The sequence below is a fragment of the Providencia manganoxydans genome (assembly GCF_016618195.1).
Taxonomy (GTDB): domain Bacteria; phylum Pseudomonadota; class Gammaproteobacteria; order Enterobacterales; family Enterobacteriaceae; genus Providencia; species Providencia manganoxydans.
Window position 1 is genome coordinate 4,065,423 of the sequence record NZ_CP067099.1, and the last position, 24,916, is coordinate 4,090,338.

The window sequence follows — 24,916 nt, forward strand, 5'->3', positions numbered from 1 at the left end:
CCTCAACAGTGCAAAAAAACCGACTGAGAAAACAGTGTGATCCTTTGTTATCGACAAGCCACGACTATGCAATAGGGGGCTTTGTAGACAACTAGCTAATAGTTTAATGCCACTTTTACCCAGAAAGAATAGGAAAAGTAGCGTAATCTTAAAAAAAGCATTTTTCGTTGATGTAACAGTGAATATGATATGGGTTAGGTAGGAAAATGTTCACCTACCCTCACCCATTAGCGCTTCTATTGTTTAGTGAAGAATAAATCTAAACATGCAGTTGTGATCCCATGCTCATTCAGTGCTTTAAATAATCCACTTGATGATGCATTGGGGCAACCCAGTTTTTCTTTGATAGTTTGTATGCGCTGATGTTCCGTCATAATAGAACAACCTTGAATATAACTAATTTCTTTTGTTCTACATTGTGATAGCAACATACGAATTGTTAGCATCTCTTTTTGCGTTAAACGAATATTGCCAAACCGCATATGATTATGAATATTGGATAAGTCACTTGGCTGTCCATCAGCAGCAACTACTGTCGTTTCAGATGGAACAATCTTTTCTCTTAGAGGCAAATCTATATTGTCTTTTTGTTGCCAAATTTTATGTGTGAAATCAGAGATCATCGGACGTATTTTAAATAAATTTAAAATATCTTTCGCCGTCAAATCATGTTTGCTATTCAAAGAGATTAACTCATAGACATTTCCAATTCTATGGCAAATATCCACTTTCATTTTATTATTTTTTATTCTAGAAAAAGTATTCATATATGCAGGGGAATAATTACTCCAAAATTGTATATCTGATGATATTCGTTCACTTATCATGAGATCTAAATCATCAGCCCAATTCATTAGTATCCAATCATAATTACTATTGACGCTATTAATTTTTTTATTATCGAGATCAATTCTAATAAACGCCACATCATAGTCAGTAAAATAAAACACATTATTAAACTTTCTTTTAAAATTGCAACATGCATTTTCTAAAAAATCACTTTTAATATCCATAGTATATCCTTATTTAAATAGATTGCTTTATATGATAATTTTTAGTTAAGTAACCATACATAATATATGCCAAATAAATCAATGAAATAAATAACCCTATATATGCAATGCCATAGTTTTTTAGGTAATTAACCGTTAATGGAGTTAAACCACCAATACAGGTTTGTGCAATATTATTGCCTAATGCCAATACCACCACATTACCTAATGAGCCAGAGAACAATACAGAGCTTGTTGCACTTAAAATCAATGATGAGAATATGAGTAATAAAAATTGCGCAATGAAAACAAATGTAATATTAGTGCCTTCTAATAAATAGTAGAGCGGTATTGAAAGTAACATTCCGCCCCAAACTCCAACACTAAAAATTTTTTCTGGTGAACTGTATTTATCGGTCCACCAACCAATTATGATAATCAGTGAGATTAAAATACATGTAGACACAACCATGAATAAACTTTTAAAATCACCAAGATTTAAATGGGAAATAATTATTATCGAAGATATACTCTGCATATAAAAAATAACAGCACCAGGTATAGCAATAAAAATAACAGCAATAACACTTTTTATACTCAATTTATTCTTTAAGTTATTTATTGGTTGCTCTGGTAATTTAGCTCTAAACCAAAAACTAATAATAACATTAATTAACCCAAGAAATAATGGTATACGCCAACCAATAGTTTGCATTGTTTCTTGAGGTAACACCTTATCGAGTACAAATACCATACCTAAACAAATAGCAAATCCTAATAAACCACTACAAGCAATCATAGCTGAAATTTTTGCACGTTCATTTAGGCTTGAATCTTTAAATAAATATGTAACCAATGATGGGTATTCACCTGCAAAGCTAAAAGATAATGCTAATTGAATAATAAGTATGGCTATTGGTGTATATGCTCCGAGTAATTCAATGGGTAAAAATGCCATAGATAATGTGGCTAGTCCCGTAATAAAACTCATCAATATAAGAGCTGATTTCTTACCCACTTTCTCTGCATATAGACCAATAATATAACCGCCTATTGGCCTTGATAAAAAACGTAATGCAAATATTCCCCACACCATTTCAGTCGCTTGTTCATAGCCTAATCGATTTAATTCAGCACTTAAATAAGGTGAAATTGCTGCAAAGATGGCAATTTCATAAGATTCTAGTGCATTTCCCATTACAGCACCGAAGCGATATTTCCATTTCAAAATTAACCTCCATATTGTTATATTTCAAATAATTCGATTTACAGTTAGGCGACTAGCTGAGCCTAGCCCAAAATACTGTAACTTGAAGAATTTTGGGTATATGTCGATAATCATTCTATGAATATAAATACGACCTAAACTAGATAAAATATTCATCCCATTATCATTCATTAGGGCTTCTATTGTTTAGTGAAGAACAAATCTAAACATGCAGTTGTGATCCCATGCTCATTGAGAGCTTTAAATAATCCACTTGATGATGCATTGGGGCAACCCAGTTTTTCTTTGATAGTTTGTATACGTTTATGCTCTGTCATAATAGAACAACCTTGAATATAACTAATTTCTTTTGTTCTACATTGTGATAGTAACATACGAATTGTTAGCATCTCTTTTTGCGTTAAACGAATATTGCCAAACCGCATATGATTATGAATATTGAATAAGTCACTTGTCTGTCCATCAGCAGCAACCACTGTCGTTTCAGATGGAACAATCTTTTCTCTTAGAGGCAAATCTATATTGTCTTTTTGTTGCCAAATTTTATGAGTAAAATCAGAGAGCACTGGACGCATTTTAAATAAGTTTAATATATCTTTTACTCCAATATCTTTTTTAGTATTTATTGAAATAATTTCATATACAGATCCTGTCTTATGGCAAATATCCACTTTCATTTTATTATTTTTTATCCTAGAAAAAGTATTTGCGTATGCAGAGGAGTAATTACTCCAAAATTGTATACCTGAAGATATTCGTTCACTTACTAGCAAATCTAAGTCATCATCCCAATTCATTAGTAACCAATCATAGTGGCTAGAAATACCATTAATTTTTTCCCTCTCCAAATCAATACGAATTAAAGAAACATCTGTCACCTTTAAGTCAAAAAAACATTCTATTTTATTTGTAAATTGCCGACAAGCACTCTCAAGAAAATCACTTTTTACATTCATAAACTCTCCTTATTTTAAATAATTAACAAACAAATAATCACCTTAATAATAAAACCGTAATTAATAACATAATAAATAAAAAGCCAATTAAAAACGTCTACAGTTTAATTTAAACTCCACCATCTTAAAAATAGGGCATTATATTTTCGATTGTCAAATAATTTTCTCATAGCCTCAATAAGTAACTAATTAAGAAAACCATAGACTATTATCATAAAAAATAAATGTAAAATATTTTTTATATTCAAAGAAAATTGAAATAAATTAATGTAACAATAATTGTACAGAATAATATTTAGAATTAATTTATAAATAAACACCCCTTAATTTATTAACGTAGAAAGATATATCAATAACTATCATATTAAATCTTACATTATTCATATTTTTATTGGAGAAGTTATGGAAAAAGATTAGCATCCAGCAGATATCATTGCGGCTGTTCGTAAAAGAGGATCAACATTATCGCAAATATCACCTTTAGCTGGCTTAAGTTCTTCGACACTTAATAATACTTTAGTACGCCGATGGCCAAAAGGAGAGCGGATCATTGCTGAGTATTTAGAGATGAAGCCCGAGGAAATTTGGCCTTCTCGTTACAAGGAGAAAAATGATAACGGAATAAGTATTGTTCAATGATTTAATAACACATGAAAAGATATTTTATGTTTCTTGAATTTATACGAAATCGAGATAACCTTCATAATTATCTCGATTTTTTAAGGAAAGTTAATAGTAATAACTAGCCATTTAAATATTTATTTCTTAAATAATGGGCAACCGCATCATCAGCATTAGAACCAATAATTTCCAGTTGCGGTAATTCATCTTTTAACATTTGGTGTGCATTAGCCATGATGCAGCCTTTGCCTGATAGAGTCAGCATCTCTTTATCATTCATACCATCACCAAACGCGATACAATCATGGACTTGATAGCCTTGAAGTGCCGCAACTTGCTGCAACGCCTCGCCTTTAGATACAACACCTGCCATGACTTCAAGACAGCTGCGTAGTGAAAAGGTGACATTAACGCGATCTTGCCAGCGTTCACGAATACGGTTTTGTAGATCCACCAACATATCGTGATCTTCACTAGTGTAATACACTTTACAAACATCCGAAGTATCAAAGTTATTACGATCAAATAGGTTATATTGAAAAACAGACTCTTTGAAAAACTCTTTCTGCTCTGGGCTTTCACGGTTAATAAACCAGTCATCACCACCATAGTAATTGGTGACAAGATCGGGATGATCAAATTCCATTAAACACAGCTCATGAGCGATATCAGGATCAACATTATGCTTAAAAATCAGTTCACCTTTAGTGTTATGCACTCGCGCACCATTAGATGTGATCATGTAAGCATCAATACCAAGACTATCTCTAATTTGTGCCACATCAACATGGTGACGACCAGTGGCAAATACAAAGTGGATATCTTGTGTATCAACAAGTTGTTTCAATGTTTCCTTGGTGAATGCGGTTAAATCATGATTGGGAGATAAAAGTGTACCGTCCAAATCAGAGGCAACAACAGGATATTTCATACTTAATTCCTAACTAATACTGCTCAAAAAAATCACAGATAGCATTCAGAGCCATAGCTCTAAGTGCATCCACTTCAAACAGGATTTCATGGTGTGCCCCTTCGATAACGAGAGGTAATTTTTCTTCTCTTCCTGTCTGCGCTTTTTGCCGACTTTGACAAAAAGCCTGTAGCTCTCGATTGCTGACCACTTTGTCTTCGCTGGCTTCTAACAGCATCAGTGGCACATCAATTTCTCCCGCTTTAGCAATTAGCTCATCGCCAATTGCAAAACTTTCTTTTAGCCAATGGTAAGTGGGACCACCAAGGCGTAATTCAGGGTAATCGGCGTAATAGCGTAAATAACGCCGATAACGTTCTTGACTGTGTGTCAGGACATTAATTAAATAAGGTAATGGCTGCCATTTGCCTGTCGAAACGGCATAATCCGTACGTACACTAGGATGCGATTCTGCCCTTTCGACAATAAAACTTGCCAGCCAATGCGGTATTGGCAAATTAATGCCAATCATGGGTGCACACAATGCCGCTGCATCAAATGTGACCTTATCTCGCAATAAATAACCCGCAAGTATAGCACTACCCATTGAGTGAGCTAAAGCATAACATTTGAGATAATGCCGACATTGCACTTCAAGTTCAACAAACTTGGCAAAATCATCAATATAGTCAGTGAACTTTTCGACATGGCCTTTTTGGGGATCATCTAACATGCGGCCCGATCGCCCTTGGCCACGATGATCAACAATGAATACATCAAAACCTAGGTGATAGAAATCATAAGCAATTTCAGGGTATTTAACATAACTTTCGCTACGTCCAGGAGAGATAACAATGGCTTTATCATGTTGCGCTCGAGTAAAACGCACATAGCGGATCGGTAAGTCATCAACCCCTAAAAACTCAGCTTCTTCTCGCTGCTGCCAAAAATCTAAAAGAGGCCCGTTGGTAAATGCAGAAAATTGCGTTTCTCGATTTAACCAACTCTCTTTTAGCTTTTCAGGGGTCATTATGTGGTTATCCTTTCGTCATTCATAACCTTCAAGATGATCTCGGATTAATGCCATAAAAGCATCTCCAAAACGTTCAAGCTTCTTCTCTCCGACACCATTAATTAATAACAATTCCACAGGAGAAGTTGGGCAATGTTCTGCCATTTCAATCAATGTCGCATCATTAAATACAACAAATGGCGGAATATTGTCTTCATCAGCAATAGATTTACGTAGTTTGCGCAACTTAGCAAATAATTTCTTATCATAGTTGCCTCGATAAACTTTGTTTTGCTGATTACGGCTTTTTGTCACTAATACACGTGGAACAGCAAGCAATAATGTCGTTTCACCACGTAATATTGGCCTCGCAGCTTCTGTCAGCTGTAGAGCAGAAAAATGCGCGATATTCTGTGTGATCATGCCAAGATGGATTAATTGGCGGATCACGCTCACCCAATGTTCATTACTTTGATCTTTGCCTATACCATACACGGGTAATTTATCATGGCCTAAATCACGAATACGCTGATTATTTGCGCCACGTAATACTTCAACAATATAGCCAATACCGAAACGCTGACCAACACGATAAATACAGGAAAGAGCTTTTTGCGCATCCACCAGCCCATCGTATTGTTTGGGTGGATCTAAACAGATATCACAGTTACCACATGGCGTCTGTCGATTTTCGCCGAAATAATTCAGTAACACGAGGCGACGGCAAGTTTGTGCTTCTGCGAATGCTGCAATCGCATTCAGTTTATGTCGCTCAATATCCTGTTGCATACCCGCAGGTTTTTCTTCTAGGCAACGACGCAACCATGCCATATCAGCGGGATCGTAAAACAGCACCGCCTCGGCTTCGACACCATCCCGCCCTGCTCGCCCTGTTTCTTGATAGTAGGCTTCAATATTGCGCGGAATATCAAAATGGGCAACAAAACGCACATTGGATTTGTTAATCCCCATACCAAACGCAACCGTTGCCACGACGATTTGTAAATTATCTTTCAAAAAGGCGTCTTGTACCCACTCACGTTGTTGATTATCAAGCCCCGCATGATAAGCAGCAACGCTCAAACCGCGTTTTTGCAAGCGCTCTGCGGTATCTTCCACTTTACTACGGCTATTGCAGTAAACGATGCCTGCCTTGCCTTTTTGCCCTTTAATAAAAAACCATAGCTGGTCAAGTGGCTTATATTTTTCAACTAAAGTGTAACGAATATTTGGTCGATCAAAGCTGCTAACTTGAATCTGTGGATCATGAAGATCCAATAAACGAACAATATCAGCACGAGTGGTTTCATCGGCGGTTGCGGTTAGCGCCATGACAGGAACATTTGGAAAATGTTGCCTTAACTGACCTAATGCACGATATTCAGGACGAAAATCATGACCCCATTGTGAAATACAATGCGCCTCATCAACCGCTAATAAACCGATTTTCCAGCTGGCTAGCTGACTGAGAAAATAATCCGTTAATAACCGCTCTGGCGCGACATACAGTAATTTAAGTTCACCCCGTGCACATGACTCCATCACTTCCCGCTGCTCTTGAGCCGTCTGAGAGGAATTCAAGCAAGCTGCATTAATGCCATGCAAACACAATTGGTCAACCTGATCTTTCATTAATGAGATCAACGGGGAAACAACTAAAGTCACACCTTCTTTAACCAGTGCAGGCACTTGATAGCACAAAGATTTCCCGCCACCTGTTGGCATTAAAACCAAACAATCACGGTTATCTAAAATGGCATGGATCACTGCTTCCTGCCCAGGGCGGAAAGACTGATAACCGAAAGTACTGTTGAGTATGCTTTCAGCAAGTGACAATTGGGAGATCACTTCAGCAGTAGACACGCGGATCCTCAAATTACAAACAGATAGCTGCCCAATCGAGCAGCAAAATAGTAGCGGGTTCTACCCGTTATACTTCAAGTTGCAGCACCTTCCGTTAAGAAATAAGAACTGCACCTTGAAAGATTTAGGGTAGCACTTTTCAAGCATTCAACTCTATTTAAAACTTATACTTGAAGCAAAGCGGTTGTATGCTAGCAAATAACCGCTAACGACTAAAGCATATCATTCAACATTACACCAATACCAAAGCGTGTTTGTCTGTAATCGTAATCAATCATGGATTCGCCATAGCCACTAAATAATTGGGTATAAAACCTCACATGCTTAGTAATTGGATAGCTCCAGCCAAGCTCTGCGGCACCATAACCACTATTCCAGTTATAACGACCAGTTGCACTAATCACACTATCACCGAGTGCATAACCCACTTTTAAGCGGTAATAGCCCATATATTTAGTAATGTGTTTATTGTCATCACTGCTGTCACTTTCAGGAAGGCGATACCACGGTTTTAAGTCAACCTGCCAATTACCATTTTGTGCCATTGCTCGTGCATAAATACGGTTCCAGCTACGCGATGTGGGATCTGAACGTCCATTTGATTCATGGTTAAAACCTGTTTCAAACTCACGTAGTGTCCAGCCACCTAGCTGATAATCCGTCGCCCAACCAATGAAGATTTGCGGCTCATAGTTAGTTTCACGAAATGGCGAAGATTCTTTTTTATTACTTAATTGCCACCAAGAACGTTGAGTATAGGATGCAGCTAGCACTGAGTTATCCCCAGCAATCCCCCGCCATAAAGGAAAGGCTAAGCTCAATTGAAATTTTACTTCATCACGTAATGCATCTTTACCCCAATCATAACTTTTGATCGCATCTTTATTCATTGAGGAGGTATAAGTGTAAATAATGTAGTTTGATTCATAAGGGTAGAGGACAAAAGGGTTATCGTAATTTTGTAGTAACCCTGAAATGATACTTCCTCTGACAGGAGAGTTATGGTTGGCTTCTGTGGGTGATGCCATATCCGTATTTTCGGCCGCCATCAATGAAACAGACCAACAACAGAGTACAGCTCCAAGTAATTTGTAAAGAACGCGCATCCTATCATTCCTATTCTGAAGTATACCCTAGATCATTCGAGTTGCAGGTAGGCGGCTAACTAAGCGTAGTCAACACCTCTACAAATTGAAGGATGACGGATATAGACTTAAAGGTAAAGTTTGTCTCATTCTACACGCAAAATCTTAGGGTTGCTGAAAGATTATTCATTGCTTTACTAGAGACATATTTTATACATAGTGTTAACTTGTTATTTACATTTTTAAAGGATGAATAGGATTAAAGATGAATGACCGTACTTACACATTAGAAGAAGCAACCAAGCTCATGAGTGATGCGTTTATCTATAAAATGCCTTTTAATCACCTTTTGGGGATCAAATTGGCTCATATGACCGATGATTTTGTTCAATTAACCATTAATAATCGACCGGAGCTGATTGGTAATTTTACCCAAAATATCCTACATGGTGGCGTGATTGCGTCTATTCTCGATGTTGCTGGTGGAATGGTTTGTATTAATCGGATCCTTCAACGCATCACCCCTCTAGTGCATCAAGACATTGCAGATAAAATGTCTAAAATGGGCACGATTGATCTACGAGTCGATTATTTGCGCCCCGGTCGCGGTGAAACCTTTACGGCAAGTGCCAGTTTATTGCGAGATGGTAATAAAATTGCCGTCACTCGCTGTGAATTGCACAATGAACGTAACCAACATATTGCTACTGCGACAGCGACTTATCTGATTGGATGAAAATAAAAAGTAAAAATTTAGTTGCTCGGTAAACTAATAACTTGTAAAAAAAACCTCACAATGTCACATTATCGAGTCATAAATCGAGCCTATTTATATTCATGCTCGATTTATACTCGTCATATTTCAAGTTGCAGCGCTTTTCGTGAAGGTATAGTAACTACGCTCACCTGCATTAGTCACATACTTCCGAATGCTCCTAGCGGCTCATTCACTTGTCGCCTTGCTGCACCTCGAATTATTTAGGGTATAAGAACCAAATTATTTTTAGCTATTTCTTTAAATTCAAATTCAGAGTCAATAATGAGCCAGCAAAATACCACCAAAGGCGTACTATGTGCCTTGGGAGCCTATTTGATTTGGGGAGTTGCCCCCATTTATTTTAAAACGATCCAACAAGTGCCGGCAGAAGAAATCCTGACTCACCGTATTATTTGGTCATTTTTCTTTATGTTGGTTTTATTAACTGCCACAAAACACTGGAGCTACATGCGCCAAGTGTTAAAGCACCCCAAAAAAATACTCATACTGGGTGCAACAGCGGTCACCATTGCTTCCAACTGGCTAATTTATATTTGGGCCGTTAACAATGGGCACATGTTACAGGCCAGTTTAGGTTATTTTATTAACCCATTGGTTAACGTGCTGTTTGGCATGCTATTTTTGCAAGAGCGATTCCGTCGCATGCAGTGGATTGCTGTAGGATTAGCACTGACTGGTGTTTTGATCCAGTTATGGCAATTCGGCTCTGTGCCCGTGATCGGATTAAGTTTAGCCGTCACTTTTGCCACCTATGGCCTGTTACGTAAAAAATTAGGTGTTGACGCACAAATTGGGATGACCTTCGAAACATTATGGTTACTTCCTGTAGGGATCATTTTCTTACTATTCTTTGCTGATAGTCCGACAAGCAATATGATGATGAATGATTGGCATTTAAATCTTTTACTGATCCTCGCAGGGATTATCACAACTGTCCCTCTTTTGTTATTCACAGAAGCGGCGAACCACTTGCGATTATCAACACTAGGTTTCTTCCAATACCTCGGGCCAACCATTATGTTCTTGCTTGCCGTATTTATCTATGGCGAACAAATGACATCCGAGCTATTGGTAACATTTGGCTTTATTTGGGTTGCATTAATTTTGTTTACCTTAGATGCACTTTACACTCAACAAAAGCTAAGAAGAACTGCCTAATAAATCTCGTTGATTAACCAACATGGCACTTATTGTTTTAATAACGATAAGTGCCATGTTTCATTTTATGGAACAGAAGTTATTAGTTTATTTTATCTATTTTCTGAATTCATAAACTATTAATGTTAATTAAAATAACAACTTTAAACTAAATTCATTTTAAATAACTTATTTCTGATTAAAATAAATCATTATCATTTCCCTGAGAGAAATAATCTTCTGTAATTAACCTCTATTTTAGTTCCCTCCGAACAAAAAAACAATAATTCTTTATTTATCAACTTGTTAATGATGATCTATAAGTATTGATTTAATCAAAAAATTGGTTATGATGAGTTTTATCTAAAATCCGCTTCTGATTAATATCAGAAATAAAATCAACCCGTTGAATTAGCATAATATTTTTATTTTTCAAAATAAATGATTGCGTAATAAGCGCATCATCACTATATTGTACGCCGCTTGTATTCACCCCAGCGGATGGTGATGGTCCGATTCATCACTGACGTTTCATTAAAGTGCGCACGATGACATATATTAATTAGTGTCCTGGTGCGAGGTTTTCTGAAATTGGATACAGGTCGGTTCTAAAATTTAATTTAATACAATAATGTAGCACTATGACCGATGTTATAGGCCCTTCGTTATTTTGGATACAGTAAAATAATAATACTGTGATTCAAAATATACTCTAAATAATTTGAGGTTCAGGTAGGCGACAAGCGAATGAGTCGCGAGAAGCATAGAAAACTATGTGACTGGCGCAAGTGAGCGATATCCCCCCTGCCACTTGAAGTATGACGAGTATATAACGGGTCAGCTACATGCAAGGTTCACTCTTGGATATACTCTAAAGCATTCAAGATGCAGGTAGGCGACAAGTGAAGATAGGCGGGAAGCATAGATAAACTATGTGACTCGACGAGCTGAGCGTAGTCACTTATATTTCAACGAAAGTCCTGCAACTGGAAGTATGACGAGTATAAGAGTTGATGGTTGTTAAAGGCTTTTGGGAAGGGCTTAAACATGCAACAGAATACCGTTCAAATGAAACGTGTACTGACCACACCTGCGTTAGTTTTTTTCGGGTTGGCCTATATGGTGCCTCTCGGAATTTTCACCACCTATGGGCAAGTTACAGTGTTAAGTGAAGGTCATTTACCTATTGCTTACCTTGTTACATTAGCCGCTGTTCTATTTACTGCCATGAGTTATTGCCGTATGACAAGTGCACTGCCACTTGCAGGCTCCGCCTATTCATACGTACAAAAAACGTTTGGCGGCACACTGGGTTTCTTAGTCGGTTGGGCACAATTGCTTGACTACTTATTTCTACCGATTATCAACTATATCGCGATCGGGATCTTCGTTCACGAAGCTTTCCCCAATATCCCGATGCCAGTGATTATCTGTAGTACTATTGTCGTTGTCAGCCTGATGAATATCTTAGGGATCAAATTGGTTTCTTCGATGAATATGCTGATCATCGCCATGCAACTCATCTTTATTGCCGTATTTTTATACCTGAGTTTTAAGACTAACTTCGTACTCGATACTGATGCGTTATTAGCGCCTATAACGTTAGCTTCAGACCAAATGTCTGGGTTATTTGCAGGTGCCGCGGTACTCTGCCTAGCGTTTTTAGGCTTTGATGCCATTTCAACCATGGCAGAAGAAACCAAAGATGCACGTAGTGCGCTACCAAAAGCCATTATCTATACCGTATTTATTGCTGGTACACTATTTGTGGTTATCTCTTATAGCGCACATTTAAGCTATCCAATGTGGCAAGATTTCATCCCAAATACCGATGTAGCGAGCCTTGCTGTCATGAAACAGGTGGGCGGTGCAATGATGGCATCGAGTTTTATTACCGCTTATGTGATTGGTGTATTTGCTTCTGCAATGACCTCACAAGCCAGTATCGTGCGTATTTTCTATGCGATGGGACGTGATGGTGTGCTACCGCGCTCGATTTTTGCTTACTTACATCCAAGGCTGAATACGCCTGTGTATTCCATTATTTTTGTCGCAATCGCTTCACTGCTGTCTTTGGTTTTGTCATTGAGCATGGTGGCATCCATGATTAGCTTCGGCGCATTAATCGCCTTTACCTTTGTGAATTTGTCAGTCATTAAGCATTTCTACATTGACCGCAAAGAAGCCTTAGATGGGAAAAAATTAATTACTTGCCTGATTATGCCGTCAATTGGTGTCATACTGACTTTATGGCTATGGACAAGTTTAGATAAAGAAGCCTTTACCGTCGGCCTATGTTGGTTGGCAGCCGGTGCTATTTATTTAACCTTATTGACTCATGGTTTCAAACGTCGCCCTCCAGCAATTTCGGATGATGAGACGAATATGATCATTAATTAAACTCATGGCGTTACTCTAAATAATTCGAGTTGCAGCAGGGCTTAGCCAACAACGCTGCAACTTGAAGTATGACGAGTATCCCCTTTGCTATTTTGGCTCCATACAGGTTGAGCCCCTTGATAAAGACTGTGATAGAAATGAATAATAAAGTTGCTGATGTCATTTACTTCAACGGTTATATTTACACCGCCGATCAACAAGATAGCGTTGTAGATGCCATTGCCGTACAAGATGGCTATATTATCGCGAGTGGTACTTCAGAAGCGTTGCACCAGTATGTTGGGCCAGAAACCGAAAGTATCGATTTAGAAGGCAAAATGATGATGCCTGGCATCATTGATGGCCATATGCACCCATTTTGGGGAGGCATTCAGTTATTTGGTTGCCACCTCAACTATGAGTCCCTCACTATTGATCAAATCTTACAGCGCGTCCAAGACCATTTAGATAAAGATCCCCGTACAGGAGAAAATGACTGGCTAAAAGTTACTGCATGGCTGCGTCAAGGCATGTTACCTGCTGGTATTGATATGTACCGCGAAGACATGGATAAATTGAAAACTAACCGCCCTGTGGTACTGTTTTCCAATGACTGTCATACACTTCTTGCTAACAGCCGTGCGTTAGAGCTGTTTGGGATCACCAAAGAGACACCTGAGCCACCTGATGGCAAAATTGGTAAATACGATAATGGTGAACTGAATGGTATTTTAGAAGATGCTCCCGCAATGCGTGCAGCTGACAGCATTCCTTCAATCCGTGATGACCAAGCCGTTGAAGTCGCAGAGCTGGTGCAAAAAGTGCTTAACCAACAGGGCGTTACCACAGTTATGGATGCACGAGTCTCAGAGCAGCAGCTTGAAGCTTTCGCGGAATTACAACGTCGTGACGAACTCACACTGCGTTTCCAAGCCGCGCGTGAAATCACCCCTGACGATACACCAAATGTGGCTGCTGTCGCTGCTGCTGTTGATAAAGCGGTTGCTTTTGCAAAAAAATGGCACCAAGCAGATTGGACACCCAAGCCAGGCATCGGCCTGCGTAACATAAAAATGTTTGTTGATGGTGTTTTACAGTACCCAACCATGACGGCTTCATTGTTACAACCCTATCGAATCAATCAAGGCACTGACAGTGCGCCAAACTGGGTTGAAACAGATAACTACGGTGATCTCTACTTCACCGCAGAGATCCTTGATGAATTAATGGAAAAAATTGCAGCGGCTGGCTATGACCCACATTTACATACCGTTGGTGAAGGTGCTGTATCCATTGTTCTTGATGCGATTGAAAAAATGCGGGCGGCGCATCCAGAAAAAGATATCCGTCCAGGTTTAGCGCATAACGAATTAGTACATCCAAAGGACTATGAGCGTTTTGCTCGCTTAAAAACAATTGCCTGCTTATCGTTTCAATGGGCAGCTCCAACACCTGAGCTAGCGGCTTTTGAGTGCAATATGTTAGGTGAAGAACGCTTTGAACAACTAGAGCCGATCGCTAAATTTATTGATGCTGGTGCTGTTGTCGCATTTGGTAGCGATTGGCCTATTGATGATTTTGACGAATGGTACGACTTAAAAGTCGCTGCGACGCGTCGTGGCCGTGATATTAATGGTCAACCAGCGCCGCGCTTGGATAATGACCGTGATCTGACCGTGATCGAAGTCTTACGCTCAGCGACTATTGATTCTGCATTTGCCCAACATCGTGAAGACGTCATTGGATCACTCGAAGCAGGTAAATTTGCTGATATGATCGTGCTTGATCGTAATGTGTTTGAGATCCCTGCGGACGATATCGAAAATGTAAAAGTATTACGTACCATTATTGGTGGTAAAACGGTGCATATTGCTTCATAAAGGCTAATTTTTAGATTTATCCATAAGGCACAAACTTGTGCCTTATTTTTTCTATCAATCCTAAAGAAGCGGATTAATTAAAAATTTCCTTGCAATAGCCAATTCACCTCGTTATCATCCGCTCGATTTTTATTCCCTAATACCACTTATTTAACCCACAGCAAGGAGGTACATCATGACAACAATTCATCAAACTCTTTGCGGGTCTACTCAGAAATAGTTTTTTCTATCTCTCTCGTTACTGCCCGCTAAATCACCTTATTTTTTCTTAGAAATGAGTTAATAGCTTATGGGCAATACCCTTCATTCTGTCGGCGATAACGTCAGTTATATCGCAACAGAAAATACATGGATTGAAAGTAAAGCGATCCAACAATTACAAATTACGGCTAATCTGCCTGACATGGTTGCTGTCGTTGGCATGCCTGATTTACATCCAGGTCGTGGCTATCCTATTGGTGCCGCATTTTTCTCAACACAGCGTTTTTACCCTGCATTGGTAGGTAATGACATTGGCTGTGGGATGAGTTTATTTCAAACAGATATCAAAATTGCTAAGTTAAATTTAGATAAATTTGAAAAGCAATTATCAACCCTATCAGACATTGCCTCAATGGAGTGGCTGGAGGCGAATGCGCCAGAGCAAATGAAGTCACATGATTTTATCGCATCATTAGGTTCCATTGGGGGCGGCAACCACTTTGCCGAATTCCAGCACATTGATAAAATTATTGATAACGAACGTTTCAAGCAACATGGTTTTAATAAGAAACAAGCGCTACTACTGGTTCACAGTGGCTCTCGTGGGTTAGGTCAATCGGTTTTACGCCAACACGTTGAGCAGCACAACCATAGTGGTCTGCTTGAAAATACGGATGAAGCTAGCGCTTATCTACTTGCACATCAAGATGCATTGCAATTTGCAGAAACTAACCGCCAATTAATAGGCTTACGTATGCTTCAGCAAGTTAAAGCCACCGGTGAAATGCGTCTGGATATCAACCATAATCTTGTTGAACCCTACACTTTTCGCGGCATTGAAGGCTGGTTACATCGTAAAGGCGCGACTCCTTCTGATCGAGGTATGGTGGTGATCCCCGGTTCACGCGGTGATTATAGTTATCTGGTGATGCCAAACAACGATGATATCAGCCTGAATTCATTAGCGCATGGCGCTGGCCGCAAATGGATGCGTACCGAATGTAAAGGCCGCTTATCGCATAAATATACGCCATTACAATTATCACGCACATCATTAGGTAGCCGAGTCATTTGTGCTAACAAGCAATTGATCTACGAAGAAGCCCCACAATCATATAAATCTATTGATACTGTGATTGAAAGTATGGTTGCAGCTGGACTGATTGATGTTATTGCACGCTTACGGCCAGTGATAACCTATAAAACCAGTGGAGAGTGTGCATAATGTTATTACAATTCTCCTCTGCTCAAGGCCCTGAAGAATGCTGTATCGCTGTTGAAAAAGCATTAGCTTACTTTTTAAATGAAGCAAAACAATATGATGTTATTGTTGATATATTAGAGTCTTTACCATCGCAGCAAGGTTTAAAGTCTGCTTTAGTTTCACTAGAAGGTAGCGATACTGAAACGTTAGCGAATATGTGGTCTGGTACTATTCAGTGGCAATGTCAAAGCCCTATACGGCCTAAACATAAGAGAAAAAATTGGTTTCTCAGTGTAATACGTTTTTCACCTTTGCAAGCTATTGAAGACAGTGAAATTGTATTTGAGTTTATCAAATCTCAAGGACCAGGAGGGCAGCATGTCAATAAAACTTGCTCAGCCGTGAGAGCAAAACATATCGCGACGAATATCAGCGTGAAAGTACAGTCAGAACGCAGTCAACATGCGAATAAAAAATTAGCGAAACAACTTATTTTTTGGCGATTGCATGAATACCAAACACAACAAGTTTCGGCACTCGATAAGCAGAGACATGTTTCGCATTATCAAATTGAACGAGGTAATGCAAAAAAGATATTTAGTGGAAAAGAGTTTAAGCCTATATTGACTTAAATTTTAATATATTGTCATCGTCATCATTAAACCATAACCACCTGCATTAGCAGGTGGTTATATATACTTTGGATAATTCGAGATACAAGTCAACAACAAGCCAAGATAGACAGGAAGCATTAATAAACTCGCTGACTCGGTGAGCGTAATGCGGGCACCCCTGTGTTTTGCAGTATGACGAGTATATACTCATCAATCTCAATTACCCCATTATACAATCGATACTATTTCACGGCGTGGGGCTGTCATTGATAACAGATTAAGCCCTTTGTCATTTATAATTAGGTTATCCATGTTAATTCCACTACTATCCACACCTGCTCCAAAACATGATACTGCATCAATCATGCGGTTTTCTATGCTAGAAATTATTTCTGTGCCAACTGATTGTTGATTAGTTTTTAAAATAGGCGCTGACTCAGACCAATATCGCATATCTTCTAACGTATTTTCTACTCTATGTGTCAGCATCGTTGCAATGGAAATAACATCACCAGTGACCAGATCATTAATTAAAGAATTAGCATCATTAAGTAATTTTGGTTTTACATGGTATTTATATAAAGAGAGAATTTTAGGAACTACCTTATGTGCGATATCTTTAGCATCACGAAAAGCTGAAAGTAATTCGTTAGTTTTTTTGGTTAATTGATGGAACAATGGCCCCATATCACTATGATTTTCTATAGGCTCATAAAATTTTGGTGTTTCTGCTAACAATCGTTTTTCTAATATAGATATATCGCATCTAATATCTTCAGAATCAGAGATTATTGACCTTAATATGTCATTATACGAAAACATAACAGAACTCATAGAATCATATATTTCATTATAACTCTGAGCTGCATCATTAAACATATCATTAAGTGTAGACAAATAATTTTCAATATATAGGTTATTATTAGTTTTACTTAATAGTTGGTTGGCTAACTCAAGCCACTCCTGATGAATACCACTTATATTTATGATATACTCATCGAGAATATCGACCCCGTGCCAGACTTGTTCCATTATTTTCTCTGCGGGGATGCCATTAATCTTTTTATCGAAAAACTGATTTATTTCATAATCTAATATTGATTTCGTTTCTTTATTATTGTTCATAGCATTAACATCCTTATTGTTTATAAAAAATTAATTCATAATATATAAAAACACTATTATTAAGCTAAAAGTTATCAAGAACAACAAAGTCATTAGCCTCTAATTCAAGCTAATATAGAGTAAAGAAAATAACAAACTAAGATTTTATCTACTATTCCTAATAATATTTATAATATGAATATTAAAACAGCCCACCCCTATTCGGGGCGGCTTAATGGAATAAGGGTCAAAGTATTTTTTCAGTTAAAAACCAACCAGCAATACTTTCACGCTTTTTTTGGGTAGGCAAAACTTCATGAGGAAAGTTTTCGGACATAAACACAATCATCCGTCCAGCCAATGGCTCTAATCGAAATAGTTCTTGATCTTGTAAATCATACACGACCAACTCCCCACCATCACCTGATTGCCATTCTTCATTTAAATAAATCACAGTGGTGACTTTACGAATGCCTTGTCCTTGGAAGTTATCAATATGTTTTTTGTAAAATGCACCGTTAGGGTAACGACAAAAATGGGTTTCAAAATCACGCAGCCCCATATAACACTGACGATTTAACTCTTCACGGATAGCATCCATTTTATCCATATATTGTGTAATAGGCACACCCATTTCAGGTTCTAGCCATACCGTTTGATCACCGCGAATGGTTTTATTGCCTTGTAATGATGCTTTATTGCCAATACGCGCATCTTTCAAAGCAATATCTGGGATGCAATCCTTGATTGCCTGACGTTGTTCAGGAGTCACAAAGTCATCCCATACATACCAACCATTGGTGGCGAGAGAATCAATTAAGTTATTTAATGACATGATAAATACGAGAAAGGTTTTTCGGTGTGATTTTATACTTCACTGTATGGAAAAATCAAAATTAAAAACTTAAATCTTGATGATTAGACTCTTAAATCAAAGTAACCAACTATAAAAGTTACGATAAAAGATGCTCATGAAATGAATGAGCATCTTAATTTTAAATGGCTCTATCTTATTGAATAATTAATGCATTACCCTACAAATCCCAACACAGCTATATTGCTGTCGAGTTATAGATTGATCCACTTGCTTGCCAGTAAATACACTTGTGCCATTATGACCACTTTCAAACTCAGACATTTGTTGATTTAAAACATCAGCTGATGCAAGTTCAGTAGATAAGCGTGAATGATTTCCTTCCACCTGCGTAAGCTCTAATTCCAATGGTACATTTCCTTCTACATCCATCTGCTCTAAAAAAACTTCTGTTCCAGTGAGCTGAGCTTCTGGTACTACTATGTCAGATTGCTCCTCATAAAATTTTACAATTTCTGTAATCGTATCAATACGCTTACAAAGTGATGCCATAGAATCTTTATAAATTAAACTTATTTTTTTACTATGTTCATTAAACAACTCAAGTCCAGAAGCAACCTTCCCGCCAATTAGTTCATTAACTTTTTTGTATGGCAGTAACTTTTCCATATGATTCATAGTATTATTTTTCAGATTATTTAATTTCACCTGCATTTCATCTAAACTAAAATTCCCTTTAGAGTAGTCGGTAATGATGTTATGCATATTTTTTTCTGCTTTATCCATCGTGTTTCTGAAATAATGAACTGTAACCATTTGGTTAAAAGTGGCAGCGTTCATTTCCTCAGCCGTAGTTTTCAACTCAGTTAAGAGTGATTTAACTTTATTAAGACGAGATTCATAGCTTTTATATTTTGGCGAGGATTTATCTACTTTTGCCATTCGACGATTTAAAATACGAACATCTCTTTCAGCCTTTCTGACTGTAACGGATATCTCTGAACATAACCCTTCCATTTGATTATATTGTTCTTTTGCTAATTCATCTGTATCAGTTTTAAGATTTGTAATGCTTAAATTTCTATTAAAATCAATTGTATCACTTAATCTATTTTTTACATTCCATGTATTCACTTTATTAACTCCTTTTTAAACTTAATTAATATAAACTATAATAGGTATATACTCTAAATAATTCGAGATGCAGGTAGACGACAAGCGAAGATAGACGGGAAGCATAGATGAACTATGTAACTCGGCTAGCTGAGCGCAATCACCCCCCCTGTATCTTGAAGTATGACGAGTATATCTATGTTATATAAATAATGCAGTAATGAATGCTAATCTAACTTTTTGTTAGATACAAATTTTTATTACATATCATTCTGAATAAAAAATTCAATTAAAAAACAAATTTATAAATTAATTATCATTAATAATTATTTTATAACATGATTAGTTTTAATCATTATTGAATAACAACAAAAATATTTAAAAAAAATGATTTTATATCCTTAATTAATGGTATTTCACTCAGTAAAATAATTGAATGAAATACCACTAAATCATGAGTTAGACATTCTCTAGCCGTGCATAAGATGCCACCAGCCACTTAATACCTTGCCCTTGGAAGGCTATCTGCAAACGACAATGTTCGCCACTTCCTTCCAAGTTTATAATTGTACCTTCACCAAATTTAGGATGAACGACACGTTGACCTAATGCATAACCTGAGTCATTCTGAGTGATTGGTGTACCAAGGCGCTGATGATTAACAGGACGTGAAACGGTTGCACGTAAACGGACTTCTTCCACACACTCTGTGGGTAGCTCAGCAATAAAACGAGATGGCCGGTGGTAAACTTCTTTGCCATATAAACGGCGGCTTTCAGCGTATGTGATCGTGAGTTTCTGCATCGCCCGCGTAATCCCCACATAAGCTAAGCGGCGCTCTTCTTCTAAACGACCACTTTCATCCATCGACATTTGGCTTGGGAACATGCCTTCTTCCATGCCAACAATAAATACGATTGGGAATTCCAGACCTTTTGCTGAGTGCAGTGTCATTAGCTGAACGGCATCTTGATGCACATCAGCCTGACCATCACCTGATTCCAAGGCCGCATGAGAAAGAAATGCCTGTAATGGCATTAAATCTTGATCTTCGTCTTGATAGCTAAAGTCACGCGTTGCGTTGACAAGCTCTTCCAAGTTTTCGATACGTGCCTGTGCTTTCTCACCTTTTTCTTGTTCATACATTGCGCGCAAACCAGAGTCATTAATTACCCTATCCGCTTGTACATGCAATGGCATTTCTTGCGTTTCTTTGGCTAAAGCATCAACTAGCTCTAAAAAGCGCTCAATCGCTGCTGCTGCACGTCCGCCCAGAACTTGCTCACGCAATAAGTATTCACAACTTTCCCATAGGGTCAGTTGCTGATCTCGGGCGGTTTGGCGCACGGTATCTAAGGTGCGATCGCCGATACCACGCGTTGGTGTGTTGACGACGCGCTCAAAAGAAGCATCATCATTACGGTTAGCAATGAGTCTTAAATACGATAAAGCATCTTTGATCTCTTGGCGTTCGAAGAAGCGTTGCCCGCCATAAATACGGTATGGCATCGCACTCTGAATAAGCGCTTCTTCCAATACCCGTGACTGTGCGTTACTACGATATAACATGGCACAATCTTGCAATGCACCACCATTTTCTTGCCACTGTTTAATACGGCTCACTACGTAGCGTGCTTCATCTAATTCATTGAAGGCACAGTAGAGAGAAATTGGCTCGCCATCGCCGCCTTCTGTCCATAAATTTTTACCTAACCGATCGCTGTTATTAGCAATCAAGGCGTTAGCCGCCTTCAAGATATTATTGGTTGAGCGATAATTTTGCTCAAGGCGAATGGTTTCTGCTCCAGGGAAATCGTTTAAAAAGCGCTGAATATTTTCAACTTGTGCGCCACGCCAACCATAAATTGACTGATCATCATCACCAACGATCATCACTTTGCCTGTTTCACCAGCCAAAACGCGGATCCACGCATACTGAATACTGTTGGTATCCTGAAACTCATCCACTAAGATATTGGTAAAACGTTCGCGATAATGTTGTAAGACATGCGGTTTATTTAACCACAATTCATGAGCTCGTAAGAGTAATTCAGCAAAATCCACCAGCCCAGCACGATCACACGCTTCTTGATAGGCTTGATAGACCTTCAGCCATGTGCTTTCAACTGGATTACCATAGCTTTCAATATGTTGAGGACGTAACCCCTCATCTTTTTTACCGTTGATGTACCACATGCCTTGACGTGGAGGCCATTGCTTTTCATCGAGATTCATCGCTTTAAGCAAACGACGAATTAAGCGGTATTGGTCATCGCTATCTAAAATTTGAAAATCCTGTGGTAGCCCCGCATCTAAATAATGTTGACGTAATAAACGATGCGCCAGCCCGTGGAAAGTGCCAATCCACATGCCACCTTCGCTTGAACCAATCAATTGATTGATACGATGGCGCATTTCTGCTGCAGCTTTGTTGGTAAAGGTAACCGCCATGATAGAGAACGGCGATGCATGTTCAACGGCCATCAACCAAGCAATTCGGTGAACTAGCACACGTGTTTTTCCGCTCCCTGCACCTGCAAGAACCAAGAGATTAGTACGTGGAGCTGCAACCGCTTCACGCTGTTTATCATTAAGACCTTCGAGCAGATTAGAGACGTCCATAATTACCATCAAAGCAAGACAGTGGTGGTATATTTATACCACCACTGTGTTTATATACAGAAAAATGATTATACCAGTGACAATAAAGAAGCCAACCGACAAATTTCAACATGTGGCAATAAACGCACATCTTTTTCTTCCATCAATGTTCTATTGTCACTGTTGATCCAGCAAGCTTGCATACCGCTGCGAATAGCCCCTTCAACATCTGTCAGTAAATTATCACCAACATGAAGGATAGCGTGCGGCTCTAACTCTAACTTTTGTGCTGCCAACCGATACATATCACAATAAGGTTTCGAACGACCATCGGGACCAGCCTTTAAGACAAATTGGAAATATTGTCCTAGCCCGCATGCATCTGGCTCTGCATTACCATTGGTGATCGCTACCAGCGGTAATTTTTCAGCTAGCTGCGTCAATATTTGGTGAGTTTCCAGAGGAACGTCGATTTGGTTTCGCCAATAAGTAAAATGCGCCATGATGTCATCAGCCCCTTTTTGAGCATCTTCACGGCTATAGCCATAATGGCAAAACATCATTTTCGATGATAACCAACGCCAGCGCGTTATATCATGGCAAATCTCAGGCTCTTGATCGGCAACAATATTACGGAATGTATATAAGTCATCATTGGTAAAATGATTAAATCGCAGATCATATTCGCGGACAAAACGTAATACCTCTTCTTCCGTTTTATCAATGACTGGATGGTTATCATATAAAGTATCATCCAAGTCAAAAGTCATCGCTTGGATCGGTGATAACGGTCGGTAAAAATGCATTAGGGTTTCTCCCTTTTTGCTCTGGGATGAGCTACATCATAAACGTTTGCCAGATGCTGAAAATCAAGGTGTGTATAGATTTGTGTTGTGGATAAATTTGCATGACCGAGTAGCTCTTGCACACCGCGTAAATTACCACTTGATTCAAGAATATGTGTTGCAAACGAGTGTCGCAACTTATGGGGGTTGATATGGCTATTCACCCCTTGTTTGATGCCCCACTGTTCAAAACGCTTTTGTACATTACGATTCGAAATACGTTTACCGCTTTGTGTAGAGATAAAGACTGCATCATCTTCTGGATCATACAGTTCACGCATTTCCAGCCAACGTTCTAGCCAGCGGACTGCGGTTTTGCCCATTGGGATCTTACGCTCTTTGCTACCTTTACCCATTACTCTCACTTCACCGGTAGCCAGATCCAAATGACGAACATCTAGACCTACCAGTTCAGATAAGCGCAACCCTGCACCATACATCACCTCAAGCATTGTGCGGTCACGAACGACCAACGGATCACCACTTTCCATATTCAGAAGCTGTGACACTTCATCGACATCCATATTCTTTGGTAGCCGTTTTTTAGCTTTGGGGGCATGTACAGACTTAACTGGATTAGCAGGGAGCTCCCCTTGTTGAACCATCCAATCGCAAAAACTACGCAAAGCAGATAAACGTAACGCCATACTTGCCGCCTGTAACCCTGCTCGACGGCTTTTGGCTGCAACATTACGCGCCTTCACCGTATCTAATTGCTGCCACTGCGCCATTTTCATGTCATTAAGCATCTCAACAACGGTAGTTAATTGGCGGCGATAATTAGTAATAGTGACAGGGCTTAGCCGACGCTCAACATGTAAATAGCGTAGAAAGGATTCGACTTGGATCATCAGCCCCTGTGGCTGAGCAGTTAGAGGCGTTCTATCCATCGACATAGTAACCTCGGCAAGATTTGTGCGACTTTCTCTAACATCACTGTGCCCATGCCTGACTGGTAATGGTCACGATCGCGGCTAGTAAAAATAACCATGCCTGACTCGCCATGATGCCCAAACAGAGAGACAGCGACTGAACCAACATTTAGCGCATCAGGTAACAAAAGTTGTATTTCTGGACCATTTAAACGGCCTAAGTAATTGGTTCTATCACCAAAACGTTGAATACGAATAGATTCGAATGCGCTGCGTGATACTACCAGTGCCTGTGCATCCAAAGGGGCAGAAAGCCGCCAGCATTCACTAAATAAACGCACTGAAGCCCCCGATAAGCCTAACCTTTTCGCCCAACGATTGAGCGCTGTGAGCATCCCATTAAGGCTTTCAGCCATCGACATTTCAATCACTAAGTATAAAAGCTCATCAAATAACTGGCCATTTTCATGCGCCTGTTCGACCATAAAACGAATATCTTGTTCCAGTTGTTTGATTTTTAAACGTTGGCGGTTCATTACCGCTTCAGGGAGCGAAATCGCCCCCTGTATAGCATGTGGGATCAAAAGGTGTTCAACGAGCGAAGCATTACGGATAAAAAAATCAGGTTGTTCCTGTAAGTACTGCACCACTTGGCGCTCATCTAATTGATGACAGCTTTCTGATGCAATTTTCGTTTTATCCATCAT

Annotated in this window: 20 protein-coding genes and 1 pseudogene; 7 read left to right on the forward strand and 14 right to left on the reverse strand. The window is 38.9% G+C overall.

Annotation, left to right across the window (positions count from 1 at the left end):
* Positions 1-236: 236 nt before the first annotated feature.
* The 3 genes from JI723_RS18535 to JI723_RS18545 all read right to left on the reverse strand — a co-directional run bounded on the left by JI723_RS18535 (position 237) and on the right by JI723_RS18545 (position 3,176).
* Positions 237-1,013 carry a helix-turn-helix transcriptional regulator gene (locus JI723_RS18535; protein WP_319069023.1) on the reverse strand — a complete coding sequence of 259 codons (777 nt, stop codon included), beginning with the start codon at positions 1,011-1,013 and terminating at the stop codon, positions 237-239.
* Between the two features lie 13 nt (positions 1,014-1,026).
* Complete coding sequence (locus tag JI723_RS18540; RefSeq protein WP_337979634.1) at positions 1,027-2,220, reverse strand: MFS transporter; 1,194 nt, start codon at positions 2,218-2,220, stop codon at positions 1,027-1,029.
* Between the two features lie 179 nt (positions 2,221-2,399).
* Positions 2,400-3,176 (reverse strand): helix-turn-helix transcriptional regulator, encoded by a 777-nt coding sequence (locus JI723_RS18545; protein WP_319069018.1) that lies wholly within the window; start codon positions 3,174-3,176, stop codon positions 2,400-2,402.
* A gap of 429 nt (positions 3,177-3,605) precedes the next feature.
* Between JI723_RS18545 and JI723_RS18550 the strand changes: the two genes are divergently transcribed.
* A complete protein-coding gene (locus JI723_RS18550; RefSeq protein WP_369427535.1) occupies positions 3,606-3,815 on the forward strand; it encodes a helix-turn-helix domain-containing protein in 210 nt (69 codons plus the stop codon).
* Positions 3,816-3,918: 103 nt separating this feature from the next.
* On the opposite strand, the gene yigL is transcribed toward JI723_RS18550, so the two are convergent.
* From yigL to pldA, 4 genes and pseudogenes are all read right to left on the reverse strand, one after another.
* Positions 3,919-4,728 carry a sugar/pyridoxal phosphate phosphatase YigL gene (yigL, locus tag JI723_RS18555; RefSeq protein WP_070927814.1) on the reverse strand — a complete coding sequence of 270 codons (810 nt, stop codon included), beginning with the start codon at positions 4,726-4,728 and terminating at the stop codon, positions 3,919-3,921.
* 13 nt (positions 4,729-4,741) lie between these two features.
* A complete protein-coding gene (pldB, locus tag JI723_RS18560) occupies positions 4,742-5,737 on the reverse strand; it encodes a lysophospholipase L2 (protein WP_070927815.1) in 996 nt (331 codons plus the stop codon).
* An 18-nt stretch (positions 5,738-5,755) separates the two neighbouring features.
* Positions 5,756-7,582, reverse strand: coding sequence for an ATP-dependent DNA helicase RecQ (gene recQ, locus JI723_RS18565; protein ID WP_337979635.1), 1,827 nt, complete (start codon positions 7,580-7,582; stop codon positions 5,756-5,758).
* Between the two features lie 212 nt (positions 7,583-7,794).
* Positions 7,795-8,580, reverse strand: a pseudogene (gene pldA, locus JI723_RS18570) (phospholipase A); the annotation flags it as partial.
* A gap of 352 nt (positions 8,581-8,932) precedes the next feature.
* Between pldA and JI723_RS18575 the strand changes: the two are divergent.
* The 6 genes from JI723_RS18575 to prfH all read left to right on the forward strand — a co-directional run bounded on the left by JI723_RS18575 (position 8,933) and on the right by prfH (position 16,878).
* Positions 8,933-9,403 (forward strand): thioesterase family protein, encoded by a 471-nt coding sequence (locus JI723_RS18575; RefSeq protein WP_070927821.1) that lies wholly within the window; start codon positions 8,933-8,935, stop codon positions 9,401-9,403.
* A 303-nt stretch (positions 9,404-9,706) separates the two neighbouring features.
* The gene (gene rarD / locus JI723_RS18580; RefSeq protein ID WP_140187570.1) at positions 9,707-10,603 is read left to right on the forward strand and encodes an EamA family transporter RarD; all 897 of its coding nucleotides are present in this window, start codon (positions 9,707-9,709) and stop codon (positions 10,601-10,603) included.
* Between the two features lie 1,026 nt (positions 10,604-11,629).
* Positions 11,630-12,982 (forward strand): APC family permease, encoded by a 1,353-nt coding sequence (locus JI723_RS18585; protein ID WP_140182095.1) that lies wholly within the window; start codon positions 11,630-11,632, stop codon positions 12,980-12,982.
* Between the two features lie 137 nt (positions 12,983-13,119).
* Positions 13,120-14,841 (forward strand): amidohydrolase, encoded by a 1,722-nt coding sequence (locus JI723_RS18590; protein ID WP_070927825.1) that lies wholly within the window; start codon positions 13,120-13,122, stop codon positions 14,839-14,841.
* 289 nt (positions 14,842-15,130) lie between these two features.
* Positions 15,131-16,267 carry an RNA ligase RtcB family protein gene (locus JI723_RS18595; RefSeq protein WP_337979636.1) on the forward strand — a complete coding sequence of 379 codons (1,137 nt, stop codon included), beginning with the start codon at positions 15,131-15,133 and terminating at the stop codon, positions 16,265-16,267.
* Positions 16,267-16,878, forward strand: coding sequence for a peptide chain release factor H (prfH, locus tag JI723_RS18600; protein WP_319069009.1), 612 nt, complete (start codon positions 16,267-16,269; stop codon positions 16,876-16,878). Before JI723_RS18595 ends, prfH begins: the two co-directional genes overlap by 1 nt.
* A 210-nt stretch (positions 16,879-17,088) precedes the next feature.
* Here the strand turns inward: prfH and JI723_RS18605 are convergent, their stop codons facing one another.
* From JI723_RS18605 to JI723_RS18635, 7 genes are all read right to left on the reverse strand, one after another.
* Positions 17,089-17,985, reverse strand: coding sequence for a hypothetical protein (locus JI723_RS18605; protein WP_319069007.1), 897 nt, complete (start codon positions 17,983-17,985; stop codon positions 17,089-17,091).
* Between the two features lie 226 nt (positions 17,986-18,211).
* Entirely contained in the window at positions 18,212-18,799 is a 588-nt protein-coding gene (locus JI723_RS18610) for a 2OG-Fe(II) oxygenase (protein ID WP_319069004.1), read from the reverse strand.
* A 186-nt stretch (positions 18,800-18,985) separates the two neighbouring features.
* On the reverse strand, positions 18,986-19,912 hold the full coding sequence (locus JI723_RS18615; RefSeq protein WP_337979637.1) for a hypothetical protein: 927 nt from the start codon (positions 19,910-19,912) through the stop codon (positions 18,986-18,988).
* Between the two features lie 438 nt (positions 19,913-20,350).
* A complete protein-coding gene (gene uvrD, locus JI723_RS18620) occupies positions 20,351-22,513 on the reverse strand; it encodes a DNA helicase II (protein ID WP_140182105.1) in 2,163 nt (720 codons plus the stop codon).
* Between the two features lie 68 nt (positions 22,514-22,581).
* Positions 22,582-23,298 (reverse strand): 5-amino-6-(5-phospho-D-ribitylamino)uracil phosphatase YigB, encoded by a 717-nt coding sequence (gene yigB / locus JI723_RS18625; RefSeq protein ID WP_140182107.1) that lies wholly within the window; start codon positions 23,296-23,298, stop codon positions 22,582-22,584.
* Complete coding sequence (gene xerC / locus JI723_RS18630; RefSeq protein WP_337979638.1) at positions 23,298-24,227, reverse strand: tyrosine recombinase XerC; 930 nt, start codon at positions 24,225-24,227, stop codon at positions 23,298-23,300. Before xerC ends, yigB begins: the two co-directional genes overlap by 1 nt.
* Entirely contained in the window at positions 24,209-24,913 is a 705-nt protein-coding gene (locus JI723_RS18635; protein WP_070927840.1) for a DUF484 domain-containing protein, read from the reverse strand. Before JI723_RS18635 ends, xerC begins: the two co-directional genes overlap by 19 nt.
* Between the last annotated feature and the right edge of the window lie 3 nt (positions 24,914-24,916).